This window comes from Geodermatophilus sp. FMUSA9-8 (assembly GCF_037034165.1).
Lineage (GTDB): Bacteria > Actinomycetota > Actinomycetes > Mycobacteriales > Geodermatophilaceae > Geodermatophilus > Geodermatophilus nigrescens.
Genome location: NZ_JBAGKE010000013.1, coordinates 38,950 through 65,816, shown reverse-complemented (window position 1 = coordinate 65,816; position 26,867 = coordinate 38,950). Strand labels below are relative to the sequence as shown.

24 protein-coding genes are annotated in these 26,867 nt (G+C 76.6%); 14 read left to right on the top strand and 10 right to left on the bottom strand.

The features are described from left to right. Nucleotides 1-63: 63 nt before the first annotated feature. The 3 genes from folP (at nt 64) to WA616_RS22520 (ending at nt 3,164) form a co-directional block, all read left to right on the top strand. Complete coding sequence (folP, locus tag WA616_RS22530) at nt 64-924, top strand: dihydropteroate synthase (protein ID WP_336033362.1); 861 nt, start codon at nt 64-66, stop codon at nt 922-924. Nucleotides 925-1,050: 126 nt separating this feature from the next. Continuing rightward, entirely contained in the window at nt 1,051-1,476 is a 426-nt protein-coding gene (locus tag WA616_RS22525; protein ID WP_336033360.1) for a PaaI family thioesterase, read from the top strand. Nucleotides 1,477-1,565: 89 nt separating this feature from the next. Beyond that, on the top strand, nt 1,566-3,164 hold the full coding sequence (locus tag WA616_RS22520; protein WP_336033358.1) for a 4-coumarate--CoA ligase family protein: 1,599 nt from the start codon (nt 1,566-1,568) through the stop codon (nt 3,162-3,164). A 57-nt stretch (nt 3,165-3,221) separates the two neighbouring features. Here the strand turns inward: WA616_RS22520 and WA616_RS22515 are convergent, their stop codons facing one another. Together WA616_RS22515 and WA616_RS22510 are read right to left on the bottom strand one after the other, a co-directional pair. After that, nucleotides 3,222-3,932 (bottom strand): hypothetical protein, encoded by a 711-nt coding sequence (locus WA616_RS22515; protein WP_336033356.1) that lies wholly within the window; start codon nt 3,930-3,932, stop codon nt 3,222-3,224. Nucleotides 3,933-3,995: 63 nt separating this feature from the next. Further along, nucleotides 3,996-5,000 carry an AraC family transcriptional regulator gene (locus WA616_RS22510; protein ID WP_336033354.1) on the bottom strand — a complete coding sequence of 335 codons (1,005 nt, stop codon included), beginning with the start codon at nt 4,998-5,000 and terminating at the stop codon, nt 3,996-3,998. Between the two features lie 154 nt (nt 5,001-5,154). Between WA616_RS22510 and WA616_RS22505 the strand changes: the two genes are divergently transcribed. Then, nucleotides 5,155-5,874: an NAD(P)-dependent oxidoreductase gene (locus tag WA616_RS22505; protein ID WP_336033352.1), complete on the top strand. Its 720-nt coding sequence runs from the start codon at nt 5,155-5,157 to the stop codon at nt 5,872-5,874. A 145-nt stretch (nt 5,875-6,019) separates the two neighbouring features. Then, complete coding sequence (locus WA616_RS22500) at nt 6,020-7,012, top strand: NAD(P)H-quinone oxidoreductase (RefSeq protein ID WP_336033350.1); 993 nt, start codon at nt 6,020-6,022, stop codon at nt 7,010-7,012. An 11-nt stretch (nt 7,013-7,023) separates the two neighbouring features. On the opposite strand, the gene WA616_RS22495 is transcribed toward WA616_RS22500, so the two are convergent. Further along, nucleotides 7,024-8,247 carry a cysteine desulfurase-like protein gene (locus WA616_RS22495; RefSeq protein WP_073417849.1) on the bottom strand — a complete coding sequence of 408 codons (1,224 nt, stop codon included), beginning with the start codon at nt 8,245-8,247 and terminating at the stop codon, nt 7,024-7,026. A gap of 89 nt (nt 8,248-8,336) precedes the next feature. Here WA616_RS22495 and WA616_RS22490 point away from each other — a divergent pair, with 89 nt between their 5' ends. Further along, nucleotides 8,337-8,879 carry a bacterial proteasome activator family protein gene (locus tag WA616_RS22490; RefSeq protein ID WP_336033348.1) on the top strand — a complete coding sequence of 181 codons (543 nt, stop codon included), beginning with the start codon at nt 8,337-8,339 and terminating at the stop codon, nt 8,877-8,879. A 69-nt stretch (nt 8,880-8,948) separates the two neighbouring features. Here WA616_RS22490 and WA616_RS22485 read toward each other — a convergent pair whose 3' ends face one another. The 4 genes from WA616_RS22485 to serS form a co-directional block, all read right to left on the bottom strand. Beyond that, nucleotides 8,949-10,565: a methyl-accepting chemotaxis protein gene (locus WA616_RS22485; protein ID WP_336033347.1), complete on the bottom strand. Its 1,617-nt coding sequence runs from the start codon at nt 10,563-10,565 to the stop codon at nt 8,949-8,951. Nucleotides 10,566-10,651: 86 nt separating this feature from the next. Further along, nucleotides 10,652-11,455, bottom strand: a complete 804-nt coding sequence (locus WA616_RS22480) for an HAD hydrolase family protein (RefSeq protein WP_336033345.1) — start codon at nt 11,453-11,455, stop codon at nt 10,652-10,654. After that, nucleotides 11,448-12,374, bottom strand: coding sequence for an HAD family hydrolase (locus WA616_RS22475; RefSeq protein WP_336033343.1), 927 nt, complete (start codon nt 12,372-12,374; stop codon nt 11,448-11,450). The genes WA616_RS22480 and WA616_RS22475 overlap by 8 nt, the downstream gene beginning before the upstream one ends. Next, the gene (gene serS, locus WA616_RS22470; RefSeq protein ID WP_336033341.1) at nt 12,371-13,666 is read right to left on the bottom strand and encodes a serine--tRNA ligase; all 1,296 of its coding nucleotides are present in this window, start codon (nt 13,664-13,666) and stop codon (nt 12,371-12,373) included. The genes WA616_RS22475 and serS overlap by 4 nt, the downstream gene beginning before the upstream one ends. A gap of 89 nt (nt 13,667-13,755) precedes the next feature. On the opposite strand from serS, the gene WA616_RS22465 reads away from it, so the two are divergent. The 4 genes from WA616_RS22465 to WA616_RS22450 all read left to right on the top strand — a co-directional run bounded on the left by WA616_RS22465 (nt 13,756) and on the right by WA616_RS22450 (nt 16,494). Further along, complete coding sequence (locus tag WA616_RS22465; RefSeq protein WP_336033339.1) at nt 13,756-15,189, top strand: GuaB1 family IMP dehydrogenase-related protein; 1,434 nt, start codon at nt 13,756-13,758, stop codon at nt 15,187-15,189. Then, nucleotides 15,186-15,533, top strand: coding sequence for a metallopeptidase family protein (locus tag WA616_RS22460; protein ID WP_336033337.1), 348 nt, complete (start codon nt 15,186-15,188; stop codon nt 15,531-15,533). The genes WA616_RS22465 and WA616_RS22460 overlap by 4 nt, the downstream gene beginning before the upstream one ends. Before the next feature lie 30 nt (nt 15,534-15,563). Beyond that, entirely contained in the window at nt 15,564-15,899 is a 336-nt protein-coding gene (locus tag WA616_RS22455) for a GroES family chaperonin (protein WP_336033335.1), read from the top strand. Between the two features lie 82 nt (nt 15,900-15,981). After that, nucleotides 15,982-16,494, top strand: coding sequence for a DUF6624 domain-containing protein (locus WA616_RS22450; RefSeq protein ID WP_336033333.1), 513 nt, complete (start codon nt 15,982-15,984; stop codon nt 16,492-16,494). A 45-nt stretch (nt 16,495-16,539) separates the two neighbouring features. On the opposite strand, the gene WA616_RS22445 is transcribed toward WA616_RS22450, so the two are convergent. Further along, nucleotides 16,540-16,995, bottom strand: coding sequence for a MarR family winged helix-turn-helix transcriptional regulator (locus tag WA616_RS22445; protein WP_336033331.1), 456 nt, complete (start codon nt 16,993-16,995; stop codon nt 16,540-16,542). 59 nt (nt 16,996-17,054) lie between these two features. Here WA616_RS22445 and WA616_RS22440 point away from each other — a divergent pair, with 59 nt between their 5' ends. Continuing rightward, nucleotides 17,055-19,151: an MMPL family transporter gene (locus WA616_RS22440; protein ID WP_336033329.1), complete on the top strand. Its 2,097-nt coding sequence runs from the start codon at nt 17,055-17,057 to the stop codon at nt 19,149-19,151. Nucleotides 19,152-19,169: 18 nt separating this feature from the next. Here WA616_RS22440 and pheA read toward each other — a convergent pair whose 3' ends face one another. After that, nucleotides 19,170-20,105 (bottom strand): prephenate dehydratase, encoded by a 936-nt coding sequence (gene pheA / locus WA616_RS22435; protein ID WP_336033327.1) that lies wholly within the window; start codon nt 20,103-20,105, stop codon nt 19,170-19,172. Nucleotides 20,106-20,212: 107 nt separating this feature from the next. Between pheA and WA616_RS22430 the strand changes: the two genes are divergently transcribed. Then, entirely contained in the window at nt 20,213-21,925 is a 1,713-nt protein-coding gene (locus tag WA616_RS22430) for a GGDEF domain-containing protein (protein WP_336033325.1), read from the top strand. Between the two features lie 116 nt (nt 21,926-22,041). Then, nucleotides 22,042-24,666 carry a diguanylate cyclase domain-containing protein gene (locus WA616_RS22425; protein ID WP_336033324.1) on the top strand — a complete coding sequence of 875 codons (2,625 nt, stop codon included), beginning with the start codon at nt 22,042-22,044 and terminating at the stop codon, nt 24,664-24,666. A 162-nt stretch (nt 24,667-24,828) separates the two neighbouring features. Here WA616_RS22425 and WA616_RS22420 read toward each other — a convergent pair whose 3' ends face one another. Beyond that, nucleotides 24,829-25,935 (bottom strand): MFS transporter, encoded by a 1,107-nt coding sequence (locus WA616_RS22420; protein WP_336033322.1) that lies wholly within the window; start codon nt 25,933-25,935, stop codon nt 24,829-24,831. 325 nt (nt 25,936-26,260) lie between these two features. Between WA616_RS22420 and WA616_RS22415 the strand changes: the two genes are divergently transcribed. Then, nucleotides 26,261-26,860, top strand: coding sequence for a TMEM165/GDT1 family protein (locus WA616_RS22415; protein ID WP_336033321.1), 600 nt, complete (start codon nt 26,261-26,263; stop codon nt 26,858-26,860). The last annotated feature ends 7 nt before the right edge of the window (nt 26,861-26,867 follow it).

Genomic DNA, 26,867 nt, shown 5'->3' with positions numbered 1-26,867 from the left:
TGTGTCCGCTGGGGGTCTGGTTGGCTGACTCCACCACACCGCTGACGGGGACGGGGGCCACGGGTGCTGCGACTGGGCCAGCTGGACGTGCCCGACGGCGGTCTGGTGGTGATGGCCATCGTGAACCGCACGCCCGACTCGTTCTACGACCGCGGCGCCACCTACGAGCTGGCCGCCGCCGTCGAGCGGGTGGACCGGGTGGTGGCCGAGGGCGCGGACATGGTCGACGTCGGCGGGGTCAAGGCCGCGCCCGGCGAGGAGGTCGACGCCGCGGAGGAGATCCGCCGCACCGCCGACCTGGTGGCCGCCATCCGCGCCGCCCACCCGGCGCTGCCCATCTCCATCGACACGTGGCGCGCCGAGGTGGCCCGCGAGGTGCTCGCCGCGGGCGCCGACGTCGTCAACGACGCCTGGGGCGGCGTGGAGCCGGAGCTGGCCGAGGTGGCCGCGGAGGCGGGCGCGGGGATCGTGTGCACCCACGCCGGCGGGCTGCCGCCGCGCACCCGCCCGCACCGGGTGCGCTACGACGACGTGGTGGCCGACGTCGTCGCGCGGACGACGGCGCTGGCCGAGGCGGCGGTGGCCGCGGGCGTGGAGCGCGAGCGGGTGCTGGTCGACCCGGGGCACGACTTCGGCAAGAACACCCGGCACTCGCTGGAGGCCACCCGGCGGCTGGACGAGCTGGTGGCCACCGGCTGGCCGGTGCTGGTGGCGCTGTCGAACAAGGACTTCGTCGGGGAGACCCTCGACGTCCCGCTGGAGGAGCGGCTCACCGGCACGCTCGCGGCGACGGCGGTGAGCGCGTGGCTGGGCGCCCGGGTGTTCCGCGCCCACGACGTCGCGGCGACCCGGCAGACGCTGGACATGGTGGCCTCCATCCGCGGCGACCGCCCGCCCGCGCGCACCACCCGCGGCCTGGCGTAGCACCTCGTCGGCCTACCGGCCGACACCGCGGCCACGTGCCGTCCCGACCGCCGTGGAGCCCTTCCGGCCCCTCGTCGGGGACCCTCCGGGCCCCGCTCCTCGCGTCCACGACGGCTACGTTGGGTCATGGCCGCCCCCGGGTTCCTCACCGCCGACGAGCTCAACGCGCTGCTGCCGGGCACGCTGCCGGGACTGCTCGGGCTGACCGTCACCGCGCACGAGCCCGGCCGGCTGGAGGCGGCACTCGACGTCCGCCCCGACCTGCTCGCGCCCAACGGCTACCTCCACGCGGCCACCGTCGTCGCGCTGGCCGACACCGCCTGCGGCCTGGCCACCCGGGCGCTGCTGCCCGAGGGCTCGGCGGGGTTCACCACCATCGAGCTCAAGAGCAACTTCCTCGGCACCGTCCGCGAGGGACAGGTGCGCACGGTCGCCACCAACGCGCACGCCGGCCGCACGACGCAGGTGTGGGACGCCGTCGTCAGCTCCGGCGAGGGCAGGACGCTGGCGCTGTTCCGCTGCACCCAGTCGGTGCTCTGGCCGCGCGGATGAGCGAGGTGACCGGCGGGTAACCCGCGTGTCGCGCGACACAACGCGGGTGTGAGACTGGCGCCACTGCCGCACCCCCGAGGAGGAGCACCGTGGCTCTGGCCAGTCGTTACCCCGACGTCGAGATCCCCGACCAGTCGGTCCCCGAGTTCGTCCTCGCCGGCGGGGCCTCGCGCCCCGACGCGCCCGCGCTCGTCGACGGCCTGACCGGCGACTCGATCAGCCACGGGCAGCTGGCCACCTACGTCGACCGCGTGGCCGCCGCGCTCGCCTCCCGCGGGCTGCGCAAGGGCGACGTCGTCGCCGTCCTGTGCCCCAACACCATGTGGTACCCGGTCGTCTTCCACGGCATCGCCCGCGCCGGCCTGGTGATGAGCCCGATCAACTCGCTCTACACCGCCCACGAGGTGGCCTTCCAGCTCAAGGACTCCGGCGCGAAGGTGCTGGTCACCGTCTCGCCGTTCCTCGACCGCGCGCTCGAGGCCACCGAGCAGACGCCGGTCGACGAGGTCATCGTCATGGACGGCGCCGAGGGACACGCCTCGCTGCTCGACCTGATCACCAGCGACGCCCCGTCGGTCGACGTCGACATCGACCCGGCGGCCGACCTGGTCACGCTGCCCTACTCCAGCGGCACCACGGGGCTGCCCAAGGGCGTCATGCTCACCCACCGCAACCTGGTGGCCAACGTGAGCCAGTCCCGCCCGCTGGTCGAGCTGGTCGAGGGCGACGAGCGGATCATCGCCGTCCTGCCGTTCTTCCACATCTACGGCCTGACCGTGCTCATGAACCAGGGCCTGCAGTGGGGCGGCACGGTGGTCACGCTGCCGCGCTTCGACCTCGAGCAGTTCCTGCGCACGATCCAGGACCAGAAGATCACCCGCGCGTTCGTCGCGCCGCCCATCGTGCTGGCGCTGGCCAAGCACCCGATGGTCGACCAGTTCGACCTCTCGTCGCTGCGCAGCATCACCTCCGGCGCCGCGCCGCTGGACGAGGCGCTGGCCCAGGCCGCCCAGGACCGGCTGCGCAAGGGCGCGGCCGACGGCGTCGTCGTCGCCCAGGGCTACGGCATGACCGAGCTGTCGCCGGTCTCGCACACCACGCCGGACGCCAACCGGCTGCCCGAGGGCGTCAGCTCGGTGCCGAAGGGATCGGTCGGCCTCGCGCTGCCGAACACCGAGTGCCGGCTGGTCGACCCCTCGACCGGCCAGGACGCCGCCCCCGGCGAGCGCGGTGAGCTGTGGGTGCGCGGGCCGCAGGTGATGAAGGGCTACCTCAACAACCCGACGGCGACCGCCGACACCCTCGACGCCGAGGGCTGGCTGCACACCGGCGACGTGGCGATCGTCGACGAGAACGGCTGCTACACGGTCGTCGACCGGGTCAAGGAGCTGATCAAGTACAAGGGCTACCAGGTGGCCCCGGCCGAGCTCGAGGCCGTGCTGGTCAACAACCCGGCCATCGCCGACGCCGCGGTCATCGGCGTCAAGGACGAGGAGAGCGGCGAGGAGCTGCCCAAGGCCTTCGTCGTGCGGGCGCCCGGCGCGGAGATCTCCGAGCAGGAGGTCATGGACTACGCCGCCGAGCGGCTCGCCCCGCACAAGAAGATCCGCGCGGTGGAGTTCATCGAGCAGGTGCCCAAGTCCGCGGCCGGCAAGATCCTGCGCAAGGACCTCAAGGCCCGCGCCTGAGGCCGGCGGGAGGCCGGTTCCCCTCCGGGGGAGCCGGCCTCCCGCCGTCCGCGCAGGTCACCACGGGAGGCCGAGGACGGCGTCGCGCATCCGGCCGTGCCGCGCGCCCGCGAAGCGCAGCACCAGGCGCGCCGACCGGGACGCCGTCCGCAGCACCGCCACGCGCTCGGCGGGGTGGCAGGCGTCGAGCAGCCACGGCAGCGTGAACGCGTCCTGGCCGGCGGGCAGCAGGCGCCGGGCGGTCCGCACGGCGCGGTCGCGCTCGGCCGCGGGGACGTGCGCGTCCACCAGCGGCAGGACGCCCGCCTCCTCGGCGTCGAGCCGGTCGTCGACCAGGGCGGCGAGCTCGGTCAGGGCGACGGCGAGCAGCGGGGCCCCGGCGCTCGCGTCGCGGGCGAAGACCAGCAGCGCCCGGCGGGCCCGGGCGAGCGAGGCGTCGAGGGCGGCGTCGGAGGCCGTGCCGGCGTCGGAGGCCGTGCCGCGGTCGTCCCCGGTGCCGGGCAGCACCGCGCGGGACACCGCGGCCTCGAGCTCCCGGCGCAGCGCGGCGTGCGCGCGGACCTCGACCAGCACGCCCGCCGTCCAGCGCACCAGCTCGCGCTGCCGGGCGGGGTCGCACGGGTCGTCCAGGGCGACGCCGGTGACCGCCCGGCCGGCCATCCGCAGGCCCGAGCGCAGGGCCCGGTGCAGCAGCGCGTGGTCGGTCAGCTCGGTCACCGCGCCGCGGGAGGCGGAGGCGGTCCGGGTCGGCGGCAGCGTCGTCGTCATGACCGGGACGGTGCCGCCCGGCTCCTGCAGGCAGCTTGCGGGCCGCTTGGAGCGGCCCGGCGGCTACCGCGCGGACTGCCCGGCCATGGTCGGGGGGACGCCGACGACGCGCTTGTACGCGCGGGAGAACGCCGCCTCCGACTCGTAGCCCAGGCGCCCGGCCAGCTCCCCGACCTGCGCCCCCTCCGCGAGCGCCACGGTGGCCAGGTGCATCCGCCACCGCGCCAGGTAGCGCATCACCGGCTCGCCGGCCAGCTCGGTGAACCGGGCGGCGAACGACGAGCGCGACATGCGGGCCTCCCGCGCCAGCCGGGTGAGCGTCCACGCCGCCCCGGGCTCGCGGTGCAGCAGCGCCACGGCCTGGCCGACCTGCGGGTCGCGCAGCGCCCGCAGCCACCCGGGGCCGGTGGCCGCGGTGTCCAGCCACGTCCGGACGGCCTGCAGCACGACGACGTCGGCCAGCCGGGTGATCACCGCCTCCGCGCCCGGGCGGTCCTCGGCGGCCTCGTCGGAGATCACCTGCAGCAGCAGCGGCAGCCACCCGCCGCGGCGGGGGTCGCGCCCGTCGACCACGAGCACCGGCGGCAGCAGGTCGAGCAGGTGTGCGGCACCCGGCCGGGCCGGCTCGACGACGCCGCACACCATCCCGGCCGCCGCGCCGCCGCCGTCGAGCCGCAGCACCGAGTAGTGCTCCCCCACCTGCTGCTGCGGCAGGAGGTCGGCCCGCCCGGCGACCGGCGCCCCCACCGCGCTGCGCAGCAGGTGCCCGCGGCCGTGCGGGACCAGGGCCAGGTCGCCGACGCCGAGGGTCAGCTGCTCGCCGCCGACCTCGAGCACGACGGTGCCGCGGGTGACGACGTGGAAGGCCATGCAGCCAGGGAAGGCGGGCATCTCCACGCCCCAGGGCGCCGTCGCCTCCGACCGGCAGTAGAAGGTGCCGTGGATGCGCAGGTCGGCGAGCAGGTCGCCGACCGGGTCGACCGGTGTCCACGGCCGGGCCGCGTCCGCGCCGGTCGGCACCCCGACCGGTGTGCTCACCCGGATCCCGACGTCGCCGCTCCCGTCCACGGCGCCAGCCTGCTGCGTCCCGTACCGGGCGTCCAGGGTCGCCGGACGAACGGGCACGGACGGCGGACGCGCGGTCATGGGCCGCCGCGGCGCGGTCGGCCAGCCTCGTTCCCGACCGGCCAGTGGGGCCGGCGGGACCGGGAGGAGCAGGGGCGTGCGCGTGCTGGTGGTGGGTGCGACGGGTGGATCGGGACGGGCGGCGGTCGAGGCGCTGACCGCGCGGGGACACGAGGTGACGGCGTTCGCGCGACGGGCGCGGGCCGCCTTCCGGGAGGACGCCGCGGTGCGGACGGTGGACGGCGACGCGACCCGGCCGGCCGACGTCGGCCCGGCCGTGCGGGGGCAGGACGCCGTCGTGGTGGCGCTGGGGATCAGCGAGCACCCGCTCGCGGTGCGGCTGCGCGGCAGCCGGGGCACGCCGATGGACGTGCGCTCGCGCGGGACGGCGGCGCTGGTCGCGGCCATGCGCGAGCACGGCGTGCCGCGGCTGGTGGTGCAGTCCTCCTACGGCGTCGGCGAGACGCGGGACCGGCTGCCGCTGTCCTCGAAGCTGGTGTTCGCGCTGCTGCTGCGGCCGCAGATCGCCGACCACGAGCGGCAGGAGCGGATCGTCCGCGACAGCGGCCTGGACTGGACGATCGTCCAGCCGGTGTACCTGACCGACGGGGACGAGGCGGCCTCGACGTCCCCGTCCGGCGACGTCGAGGGGATGCGCGTCTCGCGGCGGGCGGTCGGCGGCCTGCTGGCCGACCTCGCCACCCGGACCGGCGACGCGGGCGGGCGCTGCCTGGCCGTGTCGGGCGCTCCGCGAGGTGCTGGAACGGCCCCCGTGCAGGGGCCCGCGCCGCGCTCGCGAGGCGTGGGGGGCAGGTGAGCCGATGGAACGGCCCCCGTGCAGGGGCCCGCGCCGAGCTCGCGAGGCGTGGGGGGCAGGTGAGCCGATGGAACGGCCCCCGTGCAGGGGCCCGCGCCGTGCTCGCGAGGCGTGGGGGGCACGGGGGTCCTTCTAGGGTCGGGGCATGCGAGCGGTGACCACGAGCGGACCCGGCGGACCCGAGGTGCTCGGCTGGGGTGAGGTGCCCGACCCGGTGGCCGGCCCGGGCGAGGTGGTCGTCGACGTGGCCGCCACCGCGGTCAACCGGGCCGACCTCCTCCAGCGGGCGGGCAACTACCCGCCGCCGCGTGGAGCCAGCGAGGTCCTGGGCCTCGAGTGCAGCGGCATCGTCAGCGAGGTCGGCGAGGGCGTGACCGGCTGGTCGGTGGGTGACGAGGTGTGCGCGCTGCTGGCCGGGGGCGGCTACGCCGAGCGGGTCGCCGTCCCGGCGGTGCAGCTGCTCCCCCGGCCCGCCGGCGTCGAGCTGGCCACCGCGGCCGCGCTGCCCGAGGTCACCTGCACCGTGTGGTCCAACGTCTTCCAGCTCGCCGGCCTGCGGCGCGGGGAGACGTTCCTCGTGCACGGCGGGTCCAGCGGCATCGGCACGATGGCCATCCAGCTGGCCGCCCGTGCCGGGGCGCGGGTGCTCACCACCGCCGGCACGGAGGCCAAGCGGGCCGCCTGCCGGGAGCTCGGCGCGGACGTGACCATCGACTACCGCGAGGAGGACTTCGTCGAGCGGGTCCGCGAGGTCACCGGCGGGGCCGGCGCCGACGTCGTCCTGGACAACATGGGCGCGAAGTACCTGGCCCGCAACGTCGACGCCCTCGCCGTCGGCGGGCGGCTGGTGGTCATCGGCATGCAGGGCGGGACGAAGGCGGAGCTCGACCTCGGCAGGCTCCTGGCCAAGCGGGCGTCGGTGGCCGCGACGGCGCTGCGCTCCCGCCCGAGCACCGGCCCCGGCGGCAAGGACGCGATCGTCGCGGCGGTGCGGGCCGAGGTGTGGCCCGACGTCGAGCGGGGCGCGGTGCGGCCGATCGTCGACCGGCGGCTGCCGATGTCCCGCGCGGCCGAGGCGCACCGCGTGGTGGAGGCCAGCGAGCACGTCGGGAAGGTGCTGCTGCTCCCCGACGCCTAGAGCGCCCGCGGCTAGAGGGCCCGCAGCGCCGCCACCGAGTCGATCACGTAGCCGACCTCCTCGGCGGTGTTGTAGTGGGCGAGGCCCAGCCGGACGGCCCCGCCGAGCTCGTTGACGCCGAGCGCGTCGAACAGCTCGCGGGCGTAGAAGTCGCCGTCCCAGGCGCAGATGCCGCGGCGGGACAGCTCGGCGGCCACCTGCCGCGGGCGCATGCCGGGGACGGTGAACGACAGCGTCGGCGTCGTGTGCTCCGGGAAGCCGACCACCTGCACGTGCCGCATGGCCCGCAGCGCCTGGTCCAGCCACTCGAACAGGCTGCCCTCGTACGCGGCGACGGCGGTCATCGAGGCGTGCAGCCGGTCGCGGCGGCTGCCGGTGGCGTCCTCGCACAGGCCCGCCAGGTGGTCGACGGCGGCGGTCACCCCGGCGTAGAGCTCGAAGGGCGGCGTGCCGGTCTCCAGCCGGTCGGGCACCCGGTCGGGGGTGGGCACCAGCCGGTCGGGGTCGAGCTCGGCCAGCAGCGCCGGGTCGGCCACCACGGCGCCCACGTGCGGGCCGCACCAGGTGTAGGCGGAGACGGCGACGAAGTCCGCGCCGAGCGCCGTCTTGTCGAGGTAGACGTGCGGCGCGGCCTGGACGGCGTCGACGTAGACCAGCGCGCCCACCGCGTGGGCGCGGGCGGAGATGGCGGCGACGTCGGGCCGGGTGCCGATCGCGTTGCTCGCCGCGGTGACCGCCACCAGCCGGGTGCGCGAGGTGATCAGCTCGTCGTACTGCCAGGCGGGCAGCTCGCCGGTCTCGATGTCCACCTCGGCCCAGCGCACCACCGCGCCGGCGCGCTCGGCCATCGTCACCCAGGGCCGGATGTTCGCGTCGTGGTCCAGGCGGCTGACCACGACCTCGTCGCCGTAGCGCCAGGTGCGCGACAGGGCGCGGGCGAAGGCGTAGGTCAGCGACGTCGTGTTCGGGCCGAGGACGACACCGGAGGACAGGCCGCCGACGAGGTCGGCCACGGCCGCCCGGGCGCTGGACACCAGGCTCTCGGTGCGCGCCGAGGCGGGGAACACCCCGCCGCGGTTGGCCACCGGCACCCGCATGGCCGAGGAGACCGCGTGCACGACGCTCTCGGGCATCAGCGTGCCGGCGGGCGCGTCGGTGTGCACGAAGCCGTCGGAGAGCCCCGGGAACTGGCCGCGGACGCGTGCGACGTCCAGCCTGTGTTCCCCCGGGTGCATGCGGGCGACCCTAGTTGCCCTCCCCACCCGCCCGCGCCGCCGCACCGGCCCGCGTATGGCCCGGGACCGGGCGGGGCAGGATGGTGGGCATGACGGCACCCGGGAACGGCAGCGAACGTCCGCAGCAGGTGCTGGTCGTCGGCCCCGACGGCCGGCCGGTGGGCGCGATGCCGGTGCCCGCGGCAGGCCAGGAGGACGGCGACGGGCACCCCGGCCTCGGCGACATGGTCGAGCAGCCGGCCAAGGTCATGCGGATCGGCACGATGATCAAGCAGCTGCTCGAGGAGGTGCGGGCGGCGCCTCTCGACGACGCCAGCCGCACCCGCCTGCGCGACATCCACGCGTCCTCGATCCGCGAGCTCGAGCAGGGCCTCGCGCCCGAGCTCTCCGAGGAGCTGCGGCGGATCACCTCGCCGTTCAGCGACGAGTCCACGCCGTCCGACGCCGAGCTGCGCATCGCGCAGGCCCAGCTGGTCGGGTGGCTCGAGGGCGTCTTCCAGGGCATCCAGACGGCGCTGTTCGCCCAGCAGATGGCCGCCCGCGCGCAGCTGGAGGAGATCCGGCGCGGGCGGGCGCTGCCCGGCGGCCCGAGCGCGGCCGAGCCCCGCCCGGGCGGCGGCCAGTACCTGTAGACGACGACGGCCCGGTCCCGCCATCCGCGCGCGGATGGCGGGACCGGGCCGCTGTGTCGGTGGCCGGCGTCAGACGGTGAAGCGGCGGACGGCGTCCTGCAGCTCGCCGCTCATGCGGGCGAGCTCGGCGGCGGCCTGGCGGGCGTCACCGACGCGGGCGTTGGTCTGCTGCGTCCCGTCGGCCAGGCCGGTGATCGCCGCGGCGATCTGACGGGTGCCGCCGGCGGCCTCGGCCACGTTGCGGTTCATCTCGTTGGTGGTCGCCGTCTGCTCCTCCACGGCGGCCGCGATGGTGGCCTGGAAGTCGTTGATCTCGCCGATCACCGAGCTGATCCGGCTGATCGCGTCCACGGCGCCCGCGGTGTCGGCCTGGATGGCCTCCACGCGGCGGGAGATGTCCTCGGTGGCGCGGGCGGTCTCCTGCGCGAGCTCCTTGACCTCGCTGGCCACGACGGCGAAGCCCTTGCCGGCCTCCCCGGCACGTGCCGCCTCGATGGTGGCGTTGAGGGCCAGCAGGTTGGTCTGCTCGGCGATGCCGTTGATCAGCTTGACGACGGTGGCGATCTCCTGCGACGAGTCGCCGAGCTTGCCCACGGTGCGGGTGGTGTTCTCCGCGACGCCCACGGCCTGGCCGGCCACGCGGGCGGCCTCGGTGGCGTTGTGCGCGATCTCGCGGATCGCCGTCTCCATCTGCGAGGAGCCGGTGGCCACGGTGTCGACGCTGGCGGCGACCTCGCCGGCCGAGGCGACGACGACGTCGGTCTGGTCGGAGGCGGCCCGGGAGAACTCGGCGATGCTGCCCGCCGCGGTGTCGAGCTGGTTCGAGGCGCCCTGCAGGCGGTCGGCGGACTCGCGGACCAGGGTCAGCACGCCGCCGAGGCTGTCGAGGGTCTCGTCGAGCGAGCGGGCGACCTCGCCGAGCTCGCCGCCGCCGGTGGCACCGGCGCGGACGCGGAGGTCACCGGCGGCGACCTTGCCGAGCACGTCGCGGATCCGCTGCACCGGGCCGGTGACGCTGCGCGCCACGAGGACGGCGAGCACGACGGCGACCACCAGGCCGAGGACGACCACGACGATCGTCAGGGTGCGGGCCGAGGCGTAGGCGTCGCGCGCCTCGGTGACGGTCTGCTCCGCGGTCGCGGCGGCCGAGGCGGTGGCCGTGGCCAGCGACTCCTCGATGACGGTCTCGTTCTGCTGCATGGTCTGCAGCAGCGGCAGGGCGTTCGGCGAGCCGAGCGGCAGGGCCTGCAGCTGCGCCAGCGCGGTCAGGTAGGTCTCCGACGCGGCCCGGAACTCGGCGAAGGCGGCGCGGGCGTCGTCGGACAGCGGCATGCCGTCGACGGCCTCGGCGTGCCCGGCCATGGCCTCGACGGCCTCGGCGGCGTCGCGCTGCGCGTCCTGGATGGTGGCCGGCGGCAGGGTCGGGATCGCGGCGCGGGCGGTCTGCGCGGACAGCTCCCACCAGTCCACCTGAAGGGTGCGCAGCCCGTCGAGCGGGGCGGCGCCCTCGCTGTAGACCTGGTCGGCCTTGTCGGCCAGCACCGCCATGCGGGCGATGCCGAAGAGGCCCACGCCCAGGGTGGTCAGCGCGACCACGAGGATCGCGCCGAGCATCCGCGTGTGCAGGCTCCACCCGGAGGAGGAGTCGGGAGGCGCCGCAGCGGCGCGGGGCGGGGTCTGGCTCATCGATCGCCTTCCGTGGCCGGGGTTCCGGTCGGCGTGGTGCCGTCCGGGAACTCCATCGGCAGGCGCCGGGCGGTCTTGAGCCGGGGTCAGAGTGAGGCGAGGAAGGCCGCGACGCCGTCGTCGTCGTTCGTGCCGGTGACGTCGGTGGCCGCCGCCAGCAGGTCGGGGTGGGCGTGCGCCATGGCCACCGCCCGCCCGCCGGCCTCGCGCACCCAGTCGAAGGCGGCGATGTCGTTGGGCATGTCGCCGAAGACGACGACGTCCTCCGGGCCGACGCCGTGGCGCGCGGCGACCTTGGCGATGCCGGTGGCCTTGGTGACGCCGCTGGCGGAGATCTCGGCGAGCGCGTCCGCGGAGGAGTTGGTGACCGTCGCCCGGTCCCCCACCACCCGCTCGACGAGCCGCATGAACTCGTCGCGGGGCAGGTCCTCGTGCCGGGCCAGCAGCTTGGCCGCGGGCGCGGAGACGATCTCCTCGAGCGTCGCCTCGGCCACGCCGGGCGCGTCGAGGTCCCAGCGCGGCCGGTAGACCGGCTCGTGGCGGAACTCCAGGCCGTACTCGACGGCGAACCAGGTGCCCGGCTGCTCGGCGCGCAGCCCCGCGGTCACGTCGGCGAGGACGGCCGGCGGCAGCGCGTCCTCCTCGAGGATCTCGAAGCGGCCGAGGTCGAGCAGCACCGCGCCGTTGCAGCAGACGGCGGTGCCGGTGCGCACGACCTCCCGGATCCGGCGCATCCACCGCGGCGGGCGGCCGGTGGCCAGCACCAGCGGGACGCCGTCGTCCGCCCAGCGCCGGAGCTCGGCGACGGTGGCCTCGCCGACGGTGTCGTCGGAGCGCAGCAGCGTGCCGTCCATGTCGCTGGCGATCAGCCGCGGCCGCCAGTCACTCACCGGCCAGCACCGCCTCGAGGTAGCGGGCCACGCCGTCGGCGTCGTGGCCGCTGGTCAGCCCGCCGGCGGCGGCCCGCACCGCGGGGTGGGCGTTGGCGACGGCGACCGCGCGGCCACCGGCGTCGGTGACCGCGCCGATCATCGGCAGGTCGTTGGGCATGTCGCCGAAGACGAGCACGTCGCCGAACCCGACGCCGTACCGGTCGAGCGCGACGGCGAGGCCGGTGGCCTTGGTGATGCCGGGCGGGAGCACCTCGATGAACCCGAGGCCCGCGTGGGTGACCTCGGCGTCGGCGGGGTCGGTGACCCGGCGGGCGCGGGCGAGCAGCTCGTCCTGGCCCAGCGTGGAGGAGCGCAGGAACACCTTGAGCACCGCGCCCTCGGGGATGACCGCGTGCCGGGGCAGCAGGTGCGCGGGCTCGGGGTAGGGCCACTCGAACCCGTGCTGCACCCGCAGCGGCGCGAGCGCCTCGCCCTGCTCGGCGGCGTCCTCGACGGCCAGGATCAGGTCGCCGGCGGCGTCCTCGATGCGGGCGATGACCGCCTCCGCCTGCTCGCGCGGCAGGCCGACGGTCCGCAGCACCTCGTCGCGCTCGAGGTCGACGACGAAGCCGCCCTGCGCGAGCACCGCGATGCCGCGCCCGGCCAGCGCCGTGCGCACGCTGTCGAGCAGCCGCGGGCCGCGGCCGGTGACGCCGACGACGGGGACGCCGGCCGCCCAGCAGGCCTCGAGCGCGGCGCGGGTGCGCGGGCTGACCACGCCCTCGGAGGACAGCAAGGTGCCGTCGAGGTCGGTGGCGACGAGCTTCGGCCGCCAGTCGCCGAGCTCCGCCGGCAGGCCGCCGAGGTCCACGACCCGGGTGGCGTCCGGGGAGGGCACGTGCCCGGAGAGGACCGCCCGGGGAGCGGTCCCGCTCATGCGGTGGGCACCGGGGCGGCCAGCGTCATGCCGGGGGTGAGGACCTCGTGCCCGCCCAGCCACGGGCGCAGCGCCGCGGGCACGTGCACCGAGCCGTCGGCGCGCTGGTGCACCTCGAGCAGGCAGGCGATCGTGCGGGCGATCGCGCACAGCGTGCCGTTGAGCGTGGCCGCCGGCTGCGGCCTCCCGTCCTCGTCGCGGTACCGGATGGCCAGCCGGCGCGCCTGGAAGGTGGTGCAGTCCGACGTCGACGTCAGCTCGCGGTAGGTGCCCTGCGACGGGAACCAGGCCTCGATGTCGTACTTGCGGGCGGCGCTGGTGCCGAGGTCGCCGGCGGCGATGTCGACCACCCGGTAGGGCAGCTCGAGTGCCTGGAGGAACTCCTCCTCCCAGGCCAGCAGCCGCAGGTGCTCCGCGGCGGCCTCGTCGGGCCGGCAGAAGCTGAACATCTCGACCTTGTCGAACCAGTGCACGCGGATGATGCCGCGGGTGTCCTTGCCGTAGGAGCCGGCCTCGCGGCGGAAGCAGGACGACCAGCCGGCGTAGCGGCGCGGCCCGGCCGAGAGGTCGAGCACCTCGTCGGCGTGCATGCCGGCCAGCGCCACCTCGGAGGTGCCCACGAGGTACAGGTCGTCGCGCTCGACGCGGTAGACCTCCTCGTCGTGCTCGCCGAGGAAGCCGGTGCCCTCCATCGCCTCGGGCTTGACCAGGGCCGGGGCGACGACGGGGGTGAACCCGGCGGCCACCGCGCGGGTGATCGCGAGCTGCGCCAGCGCGAACTCCAGCAGCGCGCCCGGGCCGGTGAGGAAGTAGAAGCGGGCGCCGGAGACCTTCGCGCCGCGCTCCATGTCGATCGCACCGAGCGCCTCACCGATCTGCAGGTGGTCGCGCACCTCGAAGTCGTAGGCCGGGACCTCGCCGACGGTGCGCAGGGTGACCGCGTCGTCCTCGCCGCCGGGCGGGACGTCGTCGTGCACGACGTTCGGGATGGCCAGGTGCACCGCGCGCAGCGCCGCGTCGGCCGCGCGCTGGGCCTCCTCGGCCTCCTTGACCTGCGCGGCCAGCGCCTTCGCCCGCTCCAGGACCGCCGGGCGCTCCTCCTTCGACGCGCCGCGCACGGCCTGCGAGGCGGTCTTCTGCTCGGCGCGGAGGTCGTCGGCGCGCTTGACGGCGGCGCGGCGGGCCTCGTCGGCGGACAGCAGCTCGTCGACCCGGGACTCGTCGGCGCCGCGGGCGCGCTGGCTGGCACGGACGACGTCGGGGTGCTCGCGCACCAGGCGCAGGTCGATCACGGGTCGATCGTAGGTGGGCCACCTGCCCGCACCCCGCGCACGCGGCGACGTCCACCCCGGCAGGGGGTCGGGCTGGGACACTCGGGGGCATGCGGTTCCTGAACGGCCAGCGCCCGGCGACCGACCTCACCTACGCCGACGTGTTCATGGTGCCGGGCCACAGCACCGTGGGCTCGCGCCTGGAGGTCGACCTGACGACCCCGGACCGGGTGGGCACCACCATCCCGGTCGTCGTGGCGAACATGACCGCCATCAGCGGCCGGCGGATGGCCGAGACCATCGCCCGCCGCGGCGGGCTGGCGGTGCTGCCGCAGGACATCCCGGTCGACGTCGTCGCCGAGGTCGTGTCGTGGGTACACGCGCGGCACCCCGTCTACGACACCGCGATCACGCTCGCGCCGTCGTCGACGGTCGGTGAGGCGCTGTCGCTGATGACCAAGCGCGCGCACGGGATCGTCGTCGTGGTCGAGGGCGAGGTGCCGGTCGGCGTGGTCACCGACGGCGCCTGCCGCGGGGTGGACCGCTTCAGCCAGCTCTCCCAGGTCATGGCCGAGCACCCGCTCACCGTCCCGGCCGGCACCGACCTGCCCAAGGTGTTCGACGTGCTCTCCGGCGAGCGGGTGAGCGCCGCGCCGGTGGTCGAGGGCGACCGGCTGGTCGGCGTCGTCACCCGCAAGGGCGCGCTGCGCTCCACCCTCTACACACCCGCGGTCAACGGGGAGGGGCAGCTGCTCACCTCGGCCGCGGTCGGCATCAACGGCGACGTCGCCGGCAAGGCGTCGGCGCTGCTGGCCGCCGGGGTCGACGTGCTGGTCGTCGACACCGCGCACGGCCACCAGGAGAAGGCGGTCGAGGCGGTGCGCGCCGTCCGGTCGGTGGCCGGGTCCGTGCCGGTGGTGGCCGGGAACGTGGTCACCGCCGAGGGCACCCGCGACCTGGTCGAGGCCGGCGCCGACGTGGTCAAGGTCGGCGTCGGGCCCGGCGCCATGTGCACCACGCGGATGATGACCGGCGTCGGCCGGCCGCAGTTCTCCGCCGTCGAGGAGTGCGCCGCCGAGGCCCGCCGGCTGGGGAAGCACGTGTGGGCCGACGGCGGCGTGCGCCACCCGCGCGACGTCGCCCTCGCCCTGGCCGCCGGCGCGGCCAACGTGATGGTCGGCTCCTGGTTCGCGGGCACCTACGAGAGCGCCGGCGACATCCACGACGACGGCAGCGGCCGGCTGTACAAGGAGTCCTTCGGGATGGCCTCGGCGCGGGCGGTCAAGGCCCGCACGGCGCAGCAGAGCGGCTTCGAGCGGGCCCGCGCGGGCCTCTTCGAGGAGGGCATCTCGTCCTCCCGCATGTACCTCGACCCGGCGCGGCCCGGCGTGGAGGACCTGGTCGACGGCATCGTCGCCGGCGTGCGCTCCTCGTGCACCTACGCCGGTGCCCGGACCATCGACGAGCTGCACGAGCGCGCGGTGCTGGGGGTGCAGAGCGCGGCCGGCTACGACGAGGGCCGCCCGCTGCCCACCAGCTGGTGAGGCCGCTCCCGCGCGAGGTCTTCGAGTCGCTGGTCGCCGACGCCCTCGACGCCGTCCCCGCCGAGCTCATGGCGCTGCTCGACAACGTCGTCGTCCTCGTGGAGGACCGCAACGAGGACGAGCCGGACCTGCTCGGGCTCTACGAGGGCCACGCGCTGACCGAGCGCGGCTGGCAGTACGGCGGCGACCTGCCCGACCGGATCATGATCTACCGCGAGGCCATCTGCGACGTCTGCGAGACCGCCGAGGAGGTGGTCGAGGAGGTGACGGTGACCGTCGTGCACGAGATCGCCCACCACTTCGGACTCGGCGAGCAGCGGCTGCACGAGCTCGGCTGGGGATAGCGCGCAGCCGCCCCGCGTACCGTGACCGCCGTGCCATCCGACGTCGCCAGGGGCAGCGGGCTGCCGATCAAGATGCTGCACGACCGGGTCCTGGTCGCCCTGCGCCGGGAGGACGGCGAGCGCCGCTCCACCGGCGGCATCCTCATCCCGGCGACCGCGCAGGTGGCCAAGCGGCTGGTGTGGGGCGAGGCCCGCGGCGTCGGCGCGAGCGTGCGCCAGGTGAAGGTCGGCGACCAGGTGCTCTTCTCCCCCGAGGACCAGCACGAGGTCGAGGTGCACGGCGAGGATCTGGTCATCCTGCGCGAGCGGGACGTGCACGCGGTCGCCGCCGAGCGGATCGAGGAGTCCACCGGCCTCTACCTCTGAGGTCGCAGTCCTGACGCCGTGTGCACACGGCGCGCCGACCGGGCAGGCTGCGGCGCGGTACGTGCACACGGGGAGGCACCGGATGGACGACGCGTCACTGCGCGCCGAGCTCGAGGCGATGGTCGGCGAGCAGCGTGAGCTGATGGCCCGCACCGGCGGCGGCGCGGTCGAGCAGGCGCCGGTCGACGCCCGGCGCGAGCGGCGCGCGGTCTTCGTGCGGCACGCCGACCGGCTCGAGCAGCTGCTCGCCGGCGGCTGGCCCACCGCGGACCGGGTCGGCGAGGTCGCCGCGCGCGGCGCGTGGCTGGTCGCCCAGCACGCCGACACGCAGCTGTCGGTGCAGCGCCTGGCCCTGCGACTGCTGGGCGAGGCGGTGGAGCGCGGGCGGGCGCCGGCCCAGCAGCTGGCGATGCTCGACGACCGGGTCGCCGTCACCGAGGGCCGGCACCAGACCTACGGGACGCAGGTGGCCGACGTCGTCGACGGGCGGCCGGTGCTGTGGCCGGTGGCCGACCCCGGCCGGCTCGACGAGCGGCGCGCGACCGTGGGCCTCGAGCCGCTCGCCGTCCACCTCGCCCGGTACCTCCAGGCATAGGAAGCAACACGCACGTCCCGGCGCCCGGGACGTGCGTAGAGCCTCCTATGCCTCGTGGGCGACCACGACCTCCGTCATCCCCTCCAGGAAGCGGCGGACGACGGCGAGGTCGGCGTCGGTGTAGCCCTCCATCGCGGCGAGCAGGCCCCGCTGCAGCCCGCCGAAGTACGCGCCGCCGGCGGCCATCGTCGGCTCGGTCATCTCCAGCACCACGCGACGGCGGTCGGCGGGGTCGCGCACCCGGCGCACGTGCCCGGCCCGCTCCAGCCGGTCGACCAGCGCGGTCACCGACGCCGAGCTCAGCCGGACCGCCGCGCCCAGCCCGCCGGCGGTGAGCGGCTCGCCGCGGCGCGCGGCGTCCATGATCGCGATGACCGCGCGGACATCGGTGCGGCCGAGCCCGTGCGCCTCGGCGAACCGCTCCCCCACCGCGTCGAGCTCGACGGTGAGCCGGCGCAGCAGCAGCGCGACGTCGACGCGCTGCTCCGCGTTGCGGGTCATCCCCTCACCCCCGTAATCTCTCGATCATCGAGATGATCGGTCGTCGAGAGGACCCCATCATGGCCCGCCGGGTCCGCTGGCTGCTCCCCCTGGTCGTCGTCCTCGCCTGGCTGGGAGCCGCGGCACCGCTCGGCTCGCTCAGCGGTCAGCTGACCGGGCTGCAGGAGAACGACAACGCCGCCTTCCTCCCCGACAGCGCGGAGTCCACCCGGGTCGCGGAGCTGGCACAGGCGTTCAGCCCCACCGAGGCGATCCCGGCGATCCTGCTGTGGGAGGGCGACGGCCCGCTCGACCAGGCAACGCTCGCGTCGGTCGGGCAGGCGCTCGAGGAGGCCGCCGCCGTCGCGGACGAGGCCGGCGCCCTGGCCGGGCAGCCCTCCCCGCCGATCCCGTCGGAGGACGGCGAGGCGGTGCAGGCCGTGCTGCCGCTGAGCCCCGAGCTCGGTGACGAGATCGTCGGCGTCGTCGAGGACCTGCGCGCCGCCGTCGAGGTCGAGGGCACCGACAGCTTCGTCACCGGACCCGGCGGCATCTTCGCCGACTTCGCCAACGGCTTCGCCGGCATCGACGGCCTGCTCCTGGCCGCGGCCTTCGGCGTCGTGCTGCTCATCCTGCTCGTCGTCTACCGCAGCCCGATCCTGCCGTTCCTGGTCATCGGCACCGCGGGCCTGGCGCTCACCGCCGGCAACGCCGTCGCCTACCTGCTGGCCCGCGAGGGCTGGATCACCGTCAACGGCCAGAGCCAGGGCATCGCCTCGATCCTCGTGGTCGGCGCGGCCACCGACTACGGGCTGCTGCTCGTCGCCCGGTTCCGCGAGGAGCTGCAGCGCGAGGAGAGCCGCTTCGTCGCGATCCGCACCGCGCTGCGCCGCTCCTGGGAGCCGATCGTCGCCTCCGGCGCGACCGTCGTCCTCGGCGTGCTGTGCCTGCTGTTCTCCGACCTGGCCTCCAACCGCGGGCTCGGGCCGATCTCGGCGGTGAGCGTGGCCCTCGCCGTCGTCGCCGCGCTGAGCTTCCTGCCCGCGGCTCTCGCGCTGCTCGGCCGCGCGGCGTTCTGGCCGTTCCGCCCGCACGTCGGGCAGCGGCCCCGGGAGGGCCGCGGGTGGCCGCGGGTGGCCGCGCTCGTCGGCCGCCGGCCGCGCCGGGTGCTCGCCGCGAGCGTCCTGGCCCTGGTCGCCGCGGCGGTGTTCGCGCCGAGCTACGACGCCTCGGGCATCACCTTCAGCGACGCGATCCGAGGCGAGTCGAACGCCGTGGACGGGCAGGAGGCCCTGGCCCGCCACTTCGACGCCGGCTCCGGCAGCCCGACCGTCGTCGTGACGCCGGAGGACGGCTGGCAGGACGTGGCCGCGACCGCCGCGGCGGCCGAGGGCGTGGCCTCGGTCGTGCCGTTCACCGGCGGCCCGCCCGGCGGCGACCCGGTCGTGGCCGACGGGCTGGTGCGCCTCGACGTCACCCTCGCCGTCGCCGCCGACAGCACCGAGGCCTTCGACGTCGTCTCCGGGCTGCGGGAGACGCTCGACGACGCCGACCCCGAGGCCCTGGTCGGCGGGGACACCGCCAGCAACCTCGACGCCCGCGAGACCGCCGGCCGCGACCTGCGGGTGATCGTGCCGAGCGTGCTGGTGGTCATCACGATCGTGCTGGCCCTGCTGCTGCGGTCGCTCGTGGCGCCGCTGCTGCTCATGGCCACGGTGGTGCTCAGCGTGGCGGCGACGGTCGGCGTCGCGGCGCTGCTGTTCGACGGCGTCTTCGGCTTCCCCGGCAGCGACCCCGGCATCCTGCTCATCGGGTTCGTGTTCCTCGTCGCCCTCGGGATCGACTACAACATCTTCCTCATGACGCGGGCCCGGGAGGAGTCCGTGCGGCACGGCACCCGGGACGGCGTGCTGCGGGCGCTGGCGGTCACCGGCGGGGTCATCACCTCGGCCGGGCTGGTGCTGGCCGCGACGTTCGGGGCGCTGTCGGTGCTGCCGCTGCTGTTCCTCACCCAGCTGGCCTTCCTGGTGGGCTTCGGCGTGCTGCTCGACACCTTCGTCGTCCGCTCGCTGGTGGTGCCGGCCGCGGTGGCGCTGCTCGGCGACCGCACGTGGTGGCCGAGCCGGCTGTCCCGCCGGCGCGACCCCGAGCCCGAGCGGGAGCTGGAGCCCGCCTGAGGTCCGCGCGGGTGCGCCTCAGACCTCGCCGGCGCGCAGCCGGGCCAGCCACGAGCCGGCCTCGGTGAACGCGGTGTCGGCCGCCTCGCCGGGGACCGGCCGGTTGGTGCGGCCGTCGGCGCGCGGGTAGGAGCCGAGGAAGCGCACGTCCTCGCTCACCCGGTGCAGCGCGGCCAGCGCCTCGCCCACCCGCGCCTCGGCCACGTGCCCCTCGCAGTCGAGGGAGAAGGAGTAGACCCACAGCCGGTCGCGGATGGGCCGGGACTCGATCCGGGTCAGGCTGATGCCGCGGACGGTGAACTCGCGCAGCACGTCGAGCAGCGCGCCGGTGCGGTCGGTGACCACCACGACCAGCGAGGTCTTGTCGTTGCCGGTGGGCGCGGGCAGCGCCCCCGGCCGCGTCACCAGGACGAAGCGGGTGACCGCGCCGGGGTGGTCGGCGACGTCCTCGGCCAGCGGCACGAGCCCGTAGCGCTCGGCGGCGATCGGCGCGCAGACGGCGGCGTCGTACTCGCCGTCGGCGACCGCGCGGGCGGCGACCGCGGTGGAGGTGGCGGGCAGCGTCGGCACGTCCGGCAGCAGCCCGGCCACCGTGCGCGCGGTCTGCGCGAGGGCGTGCGGGTGGCTGACGACGGTCCGCACGTCGGCCAGGGCGGTGCCCGGGCGGGCGGCGAGGACGAAGGCCACGGTGAGGAAGACCTCGCGCACGACCACCAGCGGGTCGCCGTCGGCGAGGCCGTCCATGGTGGTCGGGACCGAGCCCTCGACCGAGTTCTCGAACGGCACCAGGGCGGCGTCCGCCTCGCCCGCGCGGACGGCGGCCAGTGCCGCCGGCACGCTGGCGACCGGCTGACGCACCCCCTCGCCAGGGGGTACGGCGCTGCTGAGCGCCGCCTCGGCGAAGGTACCCTCGGGCCCGAGATAGGCGAACCGCGTCGGAGGCGTCTGGAGCACCCGACGAGGGTAGTGCGGTCGGGCAGGGGTCGAGATCCCGTCCGGGGGGAACTGCCTCGCCGTCGGCCACGCGTGGCCGGACGACCGGCGACGAGGAGGAGGGAAGCGTGACCCCCGGCTCCCCTCCCGTCACTGACGGTCACCTCGAGACTGCGCTGCGGCTCCTGCTCGCCGCCGACCGGCGCGACGACGACGCGGCGTTCCGCGCCGGGCTCGACGACGCCGAGCCCGCGCTGGCCGCCGCCGCGGAGCCCCGCTGGGCCGCCTGGCGCGCGGCGCTGGGCGCCCGCCGCGCCCTGCTCGACGGCGACCGCGACGCCGCCGCGGACGGGGTGACCGCGGCCCGCGAGGCGCTCGGCGCCTGCGCCCCCTCGGCGTCCACGGCGCTGGTGCTGGCCTACCTGGCGCACGTGGAGGCCACCGCCGACCACCTCGACGCCGCCATGCTGCTCGCCGTCGACGCCAGCCTGCTGACCGAGCAGCTCGCGCCCGCCGAGCCCGCCGCCGGCACCCCCTCGCCCGAGGTGGTCCAGGCGCACCTGTGGCTCTCCCTCACCCTCACCGCGCTCGACCTCGAGGAGCTCGCCGTCGCCCAGGCCGAGCGGGGCTGCGCGGTCGCCGAGCGGCTGCCCGACGTCGGCGAGCGCTGGCAGCTGCTGCGGCTGTGCGCCCAGCAGCGGGTCGAGCTCGCCCAGACCCTGCGCCGCCGCGGCCAGGCCGCCCGCGCCCGCGAGCTGGCCGGCGCCGCGATCGCCGCGGCCTCCGACGCCCGCGCGCTGGAGGCCGAGCCCGACCCCGACGACTCCGACCAGCTCGACGTCGTCCAGGCCTGGGCGCTGTCCTGCCACGGCGAGCCCGACGACGCGCTGGGCCCGCTGCGGTCGGTGCACCGGCGGGTGCACCGCAGCGGCAGCACCTGGCTGCGCGGCTACGCCGACCTGGCGCTGGCCCGGCTGCTCACCCGGCTGTCGCAGGAGCACAGCGGCGGTGGGGGCGGCGAGGAGGCGGCCGGCCTGCTGGTCGACGCCGCGGGCGCCTTCGCCGCCACCGCCGACCGGCGCCGCTACCGGCAGTGCTTGCTCGAGCTCGGCCAGGCCACCGCCGCGATGGGCCGGCCCGCCGAGGCCCTGTACTGGCTCGACGCCTACCGCTCCGACACCGGCCGCGCGCACGCCCGCAGCCGGGAGCTGTGGGCGGAGATGTTCGTCCGCCGCAGCCGGCTGCGCGAGGCCGAGCGGCAGGCCGCGCTGCTGCGCCGGCACGCGCTGGAGGACCCGCTCACGGGCCTGGGCAACCGGCGCAGCGCCGAGCGCCGGCTGGCCGGGCTGCGGCTGGGCGCCGAGCCGCTGTCGCTGGCCGTCGTCGACGTCGACCGGTTCAAGGAGGTCAACGACGACACCTCGCACACCCACGGCGACGAGGTGCTGCGCCGGGTCGCCGCGCTCCTGCGCGAGCACAGCCGGGCCGGCGACGAGGTGTACCGGTGGGCCGGCGACGAGTTCCTCGTCGTGCTGCCCGCGGCCACCCAGGCGCAGGCGCTGGCCGCCGTCGAGCGGCTGCGCGCCGCCGTCGCCGAGGCCGACTGGGCCGACCTGCCGCTGACCGAGCCGATCACCGTGAGCATCGGGGTGGCCACCGCCCCGGCCGCCGCCGACGACCGGTCGGTGCCGGTCGGCTGGCGGTCGCTGTTCGACACCGCCGACCTGCACCTGTTCTCCGCCAAGCGCGGCGGGCGCAACCGGGTGCGCGCGCCCGGCCTGGTCGACGGCGACGGCGGGTCCGCGGCCGCGGACCAGGCCTCCCCGGAGGCCGCGCCGTGACCGGCGCCCGGCCCGGCTGGGACGGCAGTGACGGAACGGGCGACGGGACCTCCGCCACACGACGCGCCCGCCCCGGGATGCCCGGATCCGGCCCCGACGGCGTGCACAGTGCCCTGGTGCCACCGGGAGCCCTGCACCACCGGGTGACCGCCGCCCTCGCCAACTGGCAGCTCGACGACGCCGAGCGCCTGCTGTCGGTCGTCGACTCCCCGACGCCCTACGCAGCCCCCGCCGAGGCCGGCGGCCCCGGGTCCGCCGACCGCCACGACGCGCCCGCCCTCGGCCGCGCCTGGGCCGACACCCTGCGCGCCGAGCTGCTGGTGCGCCGGCTGCGCGTGGCCGGCTTCACGCTGGTCGGCGAGCCGCTGGACGCGCCCGGGGCCACCGAGTCCCTCGACCTGCACGCCGGCGTCGCCGGGCTGCTCGACGGGGACGACGCCGAGCCCGGCGGTGGCGACCCGCGGTCGGCGTCGGCCGCGCACGCCGCCGAGGCGATCGCCCTCGTCCGCTCGGCCAAGGCCGCCTTCGACGCCAGCGACGACGAGCTGCAGCGCGCCGCGGGTCTCGCCCGGCACGCGCGCATCGAGCTGCTGTCCCGCCGGATCGACGCCGCGATGGACGAGGCGGTCGAGGCCGCCAGCCTGCTCGACCCCGCGCTGCCCCCGAGCGCCCTGCTCGTCGACACCCTGGGCACCCTCGCCGGCGTCCTGGCCGACCTCGAGCTGATGCCGCTGGCCCTGGACTACCAGCGCCGCGCGCTGGAGACCGCCGCCGCGGCCGCCGGGGCGGACGTGCTCGACGCCGGCGTCGACCCCGACGTCCTCACCGCCCGCGCGGCCACCTGCCTCGGCGAGCTGTGCGCGGAGCTCGGCGAGGCGCTGCTCGACGACGGCGACCCCGACGCCGCGCTGCCGCGGTTCGCCGAGGCGCGCGGGCTGGCCGAGCGGGCGCTGGCCCAGCTGCCGCCCGACGCCGAGGGCATCGTGGCCGCGCAGGTGGTGCACGGGTGGGCGCTGGTCGGCCTGGGCGAGCACGCCGCGGCCACCGGCCCGCTGCGCGCCGCCGTCCGCACCACCAGCGCCCGAGGCGACCGTGCGCTGCTGGCCTCCGCGCTGCTGGCGCTGGGCCGCGCGCTGCGCCGCCAGGACGACGGCCGCGGCGCCGACCAGCAGCTGGCCAAGGCGCTGGCGCTGGCCACCGAGCACGGCCTGCCGCGGCTGCGGCGGTCGGCGCTGCGCGAGCTGTGCACGCTGCACGCCGAGCTCGACGACGCCGGCCGGGCGCTGCCCTACCTGCAGGCCTACCTCGCCGACGAGCTCGACCGCGTCGACGAGCGGCGCACCCGCTGGGTGGAGCTGTTCGGTCGGCGCAAGAGCCTGCTGGAGAACGAGCGCGCCGCCGGGCAGCTGCGCCGGCAGGCCTACGAGGACCCGCTCACCCACCTGCCGAACCGGCGCTACGCCGAGGCGCGCCTCGACGGGCTGCTCGGCGCCGGCACCACGCCCGCGCTGGCCGTCGTCGACGTCGACCGGTTCAAGGCGATCAACGACGCCGTCGGCCACCCCGGCGGCGACGCGGTGCTGCGCGCGGTCGCCGAGCTGCTCATCGCCGGCTGCCGCGACACCGACGAGGTGTGCCGCTGGGCCGGCGACGAGTTCGTCGTCCTGCTGCCCGACACCACCGCCGAGCAGGCCGAGCGGGCGCTGGAGCGGGTGCGCCGTGCGGTGGCCGCCCACGACTGGGCGGCGCTGGGCCTCACCCTGCCGGTGACGATCAGCGTGGGCATCGCCTCGGCCACCCGCGGCGACGACCGGCGCACGCTGTTCGCCGCCGCCGACGGCGTCCTCTACGACGCCAAGCGCAGCGGCCGCGACCGCGTCGTCCGCCTCTCGGCGGTCACCCAGACCCGCGCGCCCGACGCCGCCCCGGAGGCCGAGCAGGCGCCGCCGGCCGGGCCCGCGACCGCGTCGGTGCAGGTGACGCCGGTGCAGACGTCGCCGCTGGACCCCGTCGGCGGGTTCGCCGCGCTGCTCGCCGCGCCCGCCCGGCCGGCCGACCCGCCGCTGTCGCTCGGCGGCCCGGGTGAGCCGGCGCTGGCGCCCGGGCCCGCGGCACCGCCCGCGCGCCCGTCCGGGCCCGACGTCATCTGGGGCGTGGGCCGCTCCACCGAGCAGGTGCTCGCGCTGGTCCGCGAGACGCGCGAGGCGCACCCCGACCGCCCCGCGCTCGTGGTGCGCGCCAGCGCCGACACGCTCGTCGCGCTGGCCTCCGCGCACCCGGGCTCCACGGTCGACGCCGCGGCGATGTCGGCCGCCGTCGGCCCGGTGCCCGAGCCGGTCGGGCGGGTGGGCGTGCTGTGCGCCAGCACCGCCGACGCGTCGGTGGCCGCCGAGGCCGCGTTCGTCGCGCGGGTGACCGGCACCGAGGTGGTGCGGGTCGACGACGTCGGCGGCAGCCGGCTGCGGCCGCTGCTCACCGACCGGACGCTGCTCGACGACGTCGACTGCCTGGTCGTGGTCGCGGGCCTCGACGCCTCGCTGGCCGGCACGGTGGGCGCGATGACCGACGTGCCGATCGTCGCGGTGCCCACCTCCACCGGGCAGCCGGGCTCCTTCGGCGGCTTCGGCTCGCTGCTGACGATGCTCAACTCCGCGTCGCCGGGCGTCGTCGTCAGCAACATCGACAACGGCCACGCCGCCGGCGTCTTCGCCGCCCGCATCGCCCGCCGCACCGGGAGGTAGGCGAGGCGAGCCGCCCCGCGAGGACGGCGGACCGCGACATCCTCGGCCTACCGGCCGACACCGCGGCCAGGAGCCGTCCCCCGGCTGCGCTGAGCCCTTCGACGACGTCCCGACCGGGAGCCTCCGGCCCCGCGGTCGGCCCGCCGTCCTGCGCGGGGCGGCTCACCTCCTGAGCGCCGTCGGCCTCAGGCCGCGGGCCACGACCGGGACCACGAGCGCGAAGAGGACCGCCACCGCGAGGGCGCCGTCGAGCGCCCAGGCGGCGAACACCAGCAGCGAGCCGAGCTCGATGCCCAGGCCGGCCACCGAGATGAGCGTCGCGCGGACGCCGGCGGGCAGCTGCTCCTGCAGCCGCGCCTCCCCCACGACCAGCACCGCCAGGTACAGGCCGTAGGACACCGCGACGGCGGCGACGGCGAGCGGGCCGTCGGCCAGCGCGCCGGCGGCGAGCAGCACCGCCGACGCGAGCAGCAGCAGCGGCAGCGCCCGCGAGGGCAGCCGCGCCGCCCGGCCGGCGAGCGCCGCGCCCGCGGCTCCGGTCAGGGCGACGACGAGGACGGCGGCCGGCACTCCCGCCGTCGGCACGCCCTGGTCGCGGGCCATGAGCGGGAAGTACTCCTCGATCGCGTCGAGCGAGCCGAGCAGGGCGACGGCGGCCACCGCGAGCGACACCCCCGGGCGGCGCAGCGCCGTCCCGGCGGCGGTGCGCAGCGGGACCTCCGGCCCGTCGTCGTCGGGGGTGCGCGGCGGCTCGGGGAACCGGGTGGCCAGCGCCGCGGCCGCCAGGCAGGTGCCGACGCTCGCCCAGCCGACCAGCGCGTAGCCGCCGGCCCGGACGAGCAGGCCGGCCAGCACCGCGGTGGGCACCTGCACGAGCAGCTCGGCCGCGGTCATGGCGCCGTTGACGCGGACGTAGGACTCCTCGGCGCCGGCCGCCGCCAGCCCGTCGTAGACGAGCGCCTCGGCCGCGCCGGACACCAGCGCGCCGCCCACGCCCCAGACGACGAAGCCGGCGGCGAAGCCGGGCAGCCCCGGCGCGACGGTCCACAGCACGAACCCGGCGGCCTCGAGCACCCCGCCGAGCACGAGCGCGCCGCGGCGGGACCAGCGGTCGGCGAGCACGCCGGTGGGCACCTCGGCCACCAGCGCGGTGAGCGACCACAGCGCGAACAGCGCGGAGACCTGCGGCTCGGTCAGCCCGGTGTCGAGGAACAGCAGCGCGTAGAGCGGGTACACCGGGGCGAGGCCGGACAGCGCGGTCCAGGCCACGGCCAGCCGGGCGAGGGCCCGGGCGGCCGGCGGGAGCGGGGCGGGTGACGGGCGTCAACGGAAGGGCACGGCGCGACCGTAACGAGCCGCACACCCCCGCGCACCGGGTTTCCCGGGCCGGCTCGGCTAGGCTCTGCCAGCGAGAAGGGGAGTAGCCCCCCCGTCCGCTGGTCGACACGCTGGCACGTCCCCCCGGGGGCGGCCCGGTCAGCGGGCCCGTGCGCGAGCGCGGGTGGGCGAGACCTTCGACCGGAGCAGTCGTGCGCGCTGCCGGTCGGAGGCGCGCGCCCCCGCCCGGCGGTGCCGAGCGGAAGAGAGCCAGCCCGTGATCGTCCTGACCGTCGTCGCGACGGCGTTCGTCCTCGTCCTGCCGGTGGAGCTGCCGGACAAGACGCTGTTCGCCAGCCTGGTGCTCGCCACCCGGTTCCCGCCGCTGCCGGTGTTCGTCGGCGTGGGCACCGCCTTCGGCCTGCAGGTGGCCATCGCGGTGACCGCCGGCAGCCTGCTGTCCCTCCTCCCCCAGGCGCTGGTCAGCGGGGTCGTCGCGGTGCTGTTCCTCGTCGGCGCGGTGCTGCTGTGGCGCAGCGCGGCGGAGGGCCCCGAGGACGGCGGGGAGGCCGCCGACACCCGGGAGCGGACGTCGTTCCTGCGGGCGGCCGCGGTCTCCTTCGGCGTGCTGTTCGCCGCCGAGTGGGGCGACCTCTCGCAGCTGGCCACCGCGGGGCTGGCCGCGCGCCTGGACTCCCCCGTGTCGGTCTTCATCGGGGCGTGGGCGGCGCTGCTCACCGTCTCGGCGCTCGCGGTGTTCCTCGGCAAGGCGCTGGCCGACCGGCTGCCGGTGGCGCTCATCCGCCGCGCGGCGGCGGTGCTGTTCGTCGTCTTCGCCGTGGTGGCCGCCGTGGAGACCGTCCGCGTCCTCACCTGATCGGGGG

Bases quoted from the DNA above. Each gene is read 5' to 3' on its own strand.
- WA616_RS22495 (WP_073417849.1), bottom strand. From the start codon at position 8,247: ATGCACCCGGGGGAACACAGGCTGGACGTCGCACGCGTCCGCGGCCAG.
- WA616_RS22450 (WP_336033333.1), top strand. From the start codon at position 15,982: ATGGACGACGCGTCACTGCGCGCCGAGCTCGAGGCGATGGTCGGCGAG.
- WA616_RS22440 (WP_336033329.1), top strand. From the start codon at position 17,055: ATGGCCCGCCGGGTCCGCTGGCTGCTCCCCCTGGTCGTCGTCCTCGCC.
- WA616_RS22475 (WP_336033343.1), bottom strand. From the start codon at position 12,374: ATGAGCGGGACCGCTCCCCGGGCGGTCCTCTCCGGGCACGTGCCCTCC.
- WA616_RS22490 (WP_336033348.1), top strand. From the start codon at position 8,337: ATGACGGCACCCGGGAACGGCAGCGAACGTCCGCAGCAGGTGCTGGTC.
- WA616_RS22445 (WP_336033331.1), bottom strand. From the start codon at position 16,995: ATGACCCGCAACGCGGAGCAGCGCGTCGACGTCGCGCTGCTGCTGCGC.
- WA616_RS22515 (WP_336033356.1), bottom strand. From the start codon at position 3,932: ATGACGACGACGCTGCCGCCGACCCGGACCGCCTCCGCCTCCCGCGGC.
- WA616_RS22500 (WP_336033350.1), top strand. From the start codon at position 6,020: ATGCGAGCGGTGACCACGAGCGGACCCGGCGGACCCGAGGTGCTCGGC.
- WA616_RS22485 (WP_336033347.1), bottom strand. From the start codon at position 10,565: ATGAGCCAGACCCCGCCCCGCGCCGCTGCGGCGCCTCCCGACTCCTCC.
- WA616_RS22525 (WP_336033360.1), top strand. From the start codon at position 1,051: ATGGCCGCCCCCGGGTTCCTCACCGCCGACGAGCTCAACGCGCTGCTG.
- WA616_RS22465 (WP_336033339.1), top strand. From the start codon at position 13,756: ATGCGGTTCCTGAACGGCCAGCGCCCGGCGACCGACCTCACCTACGCC.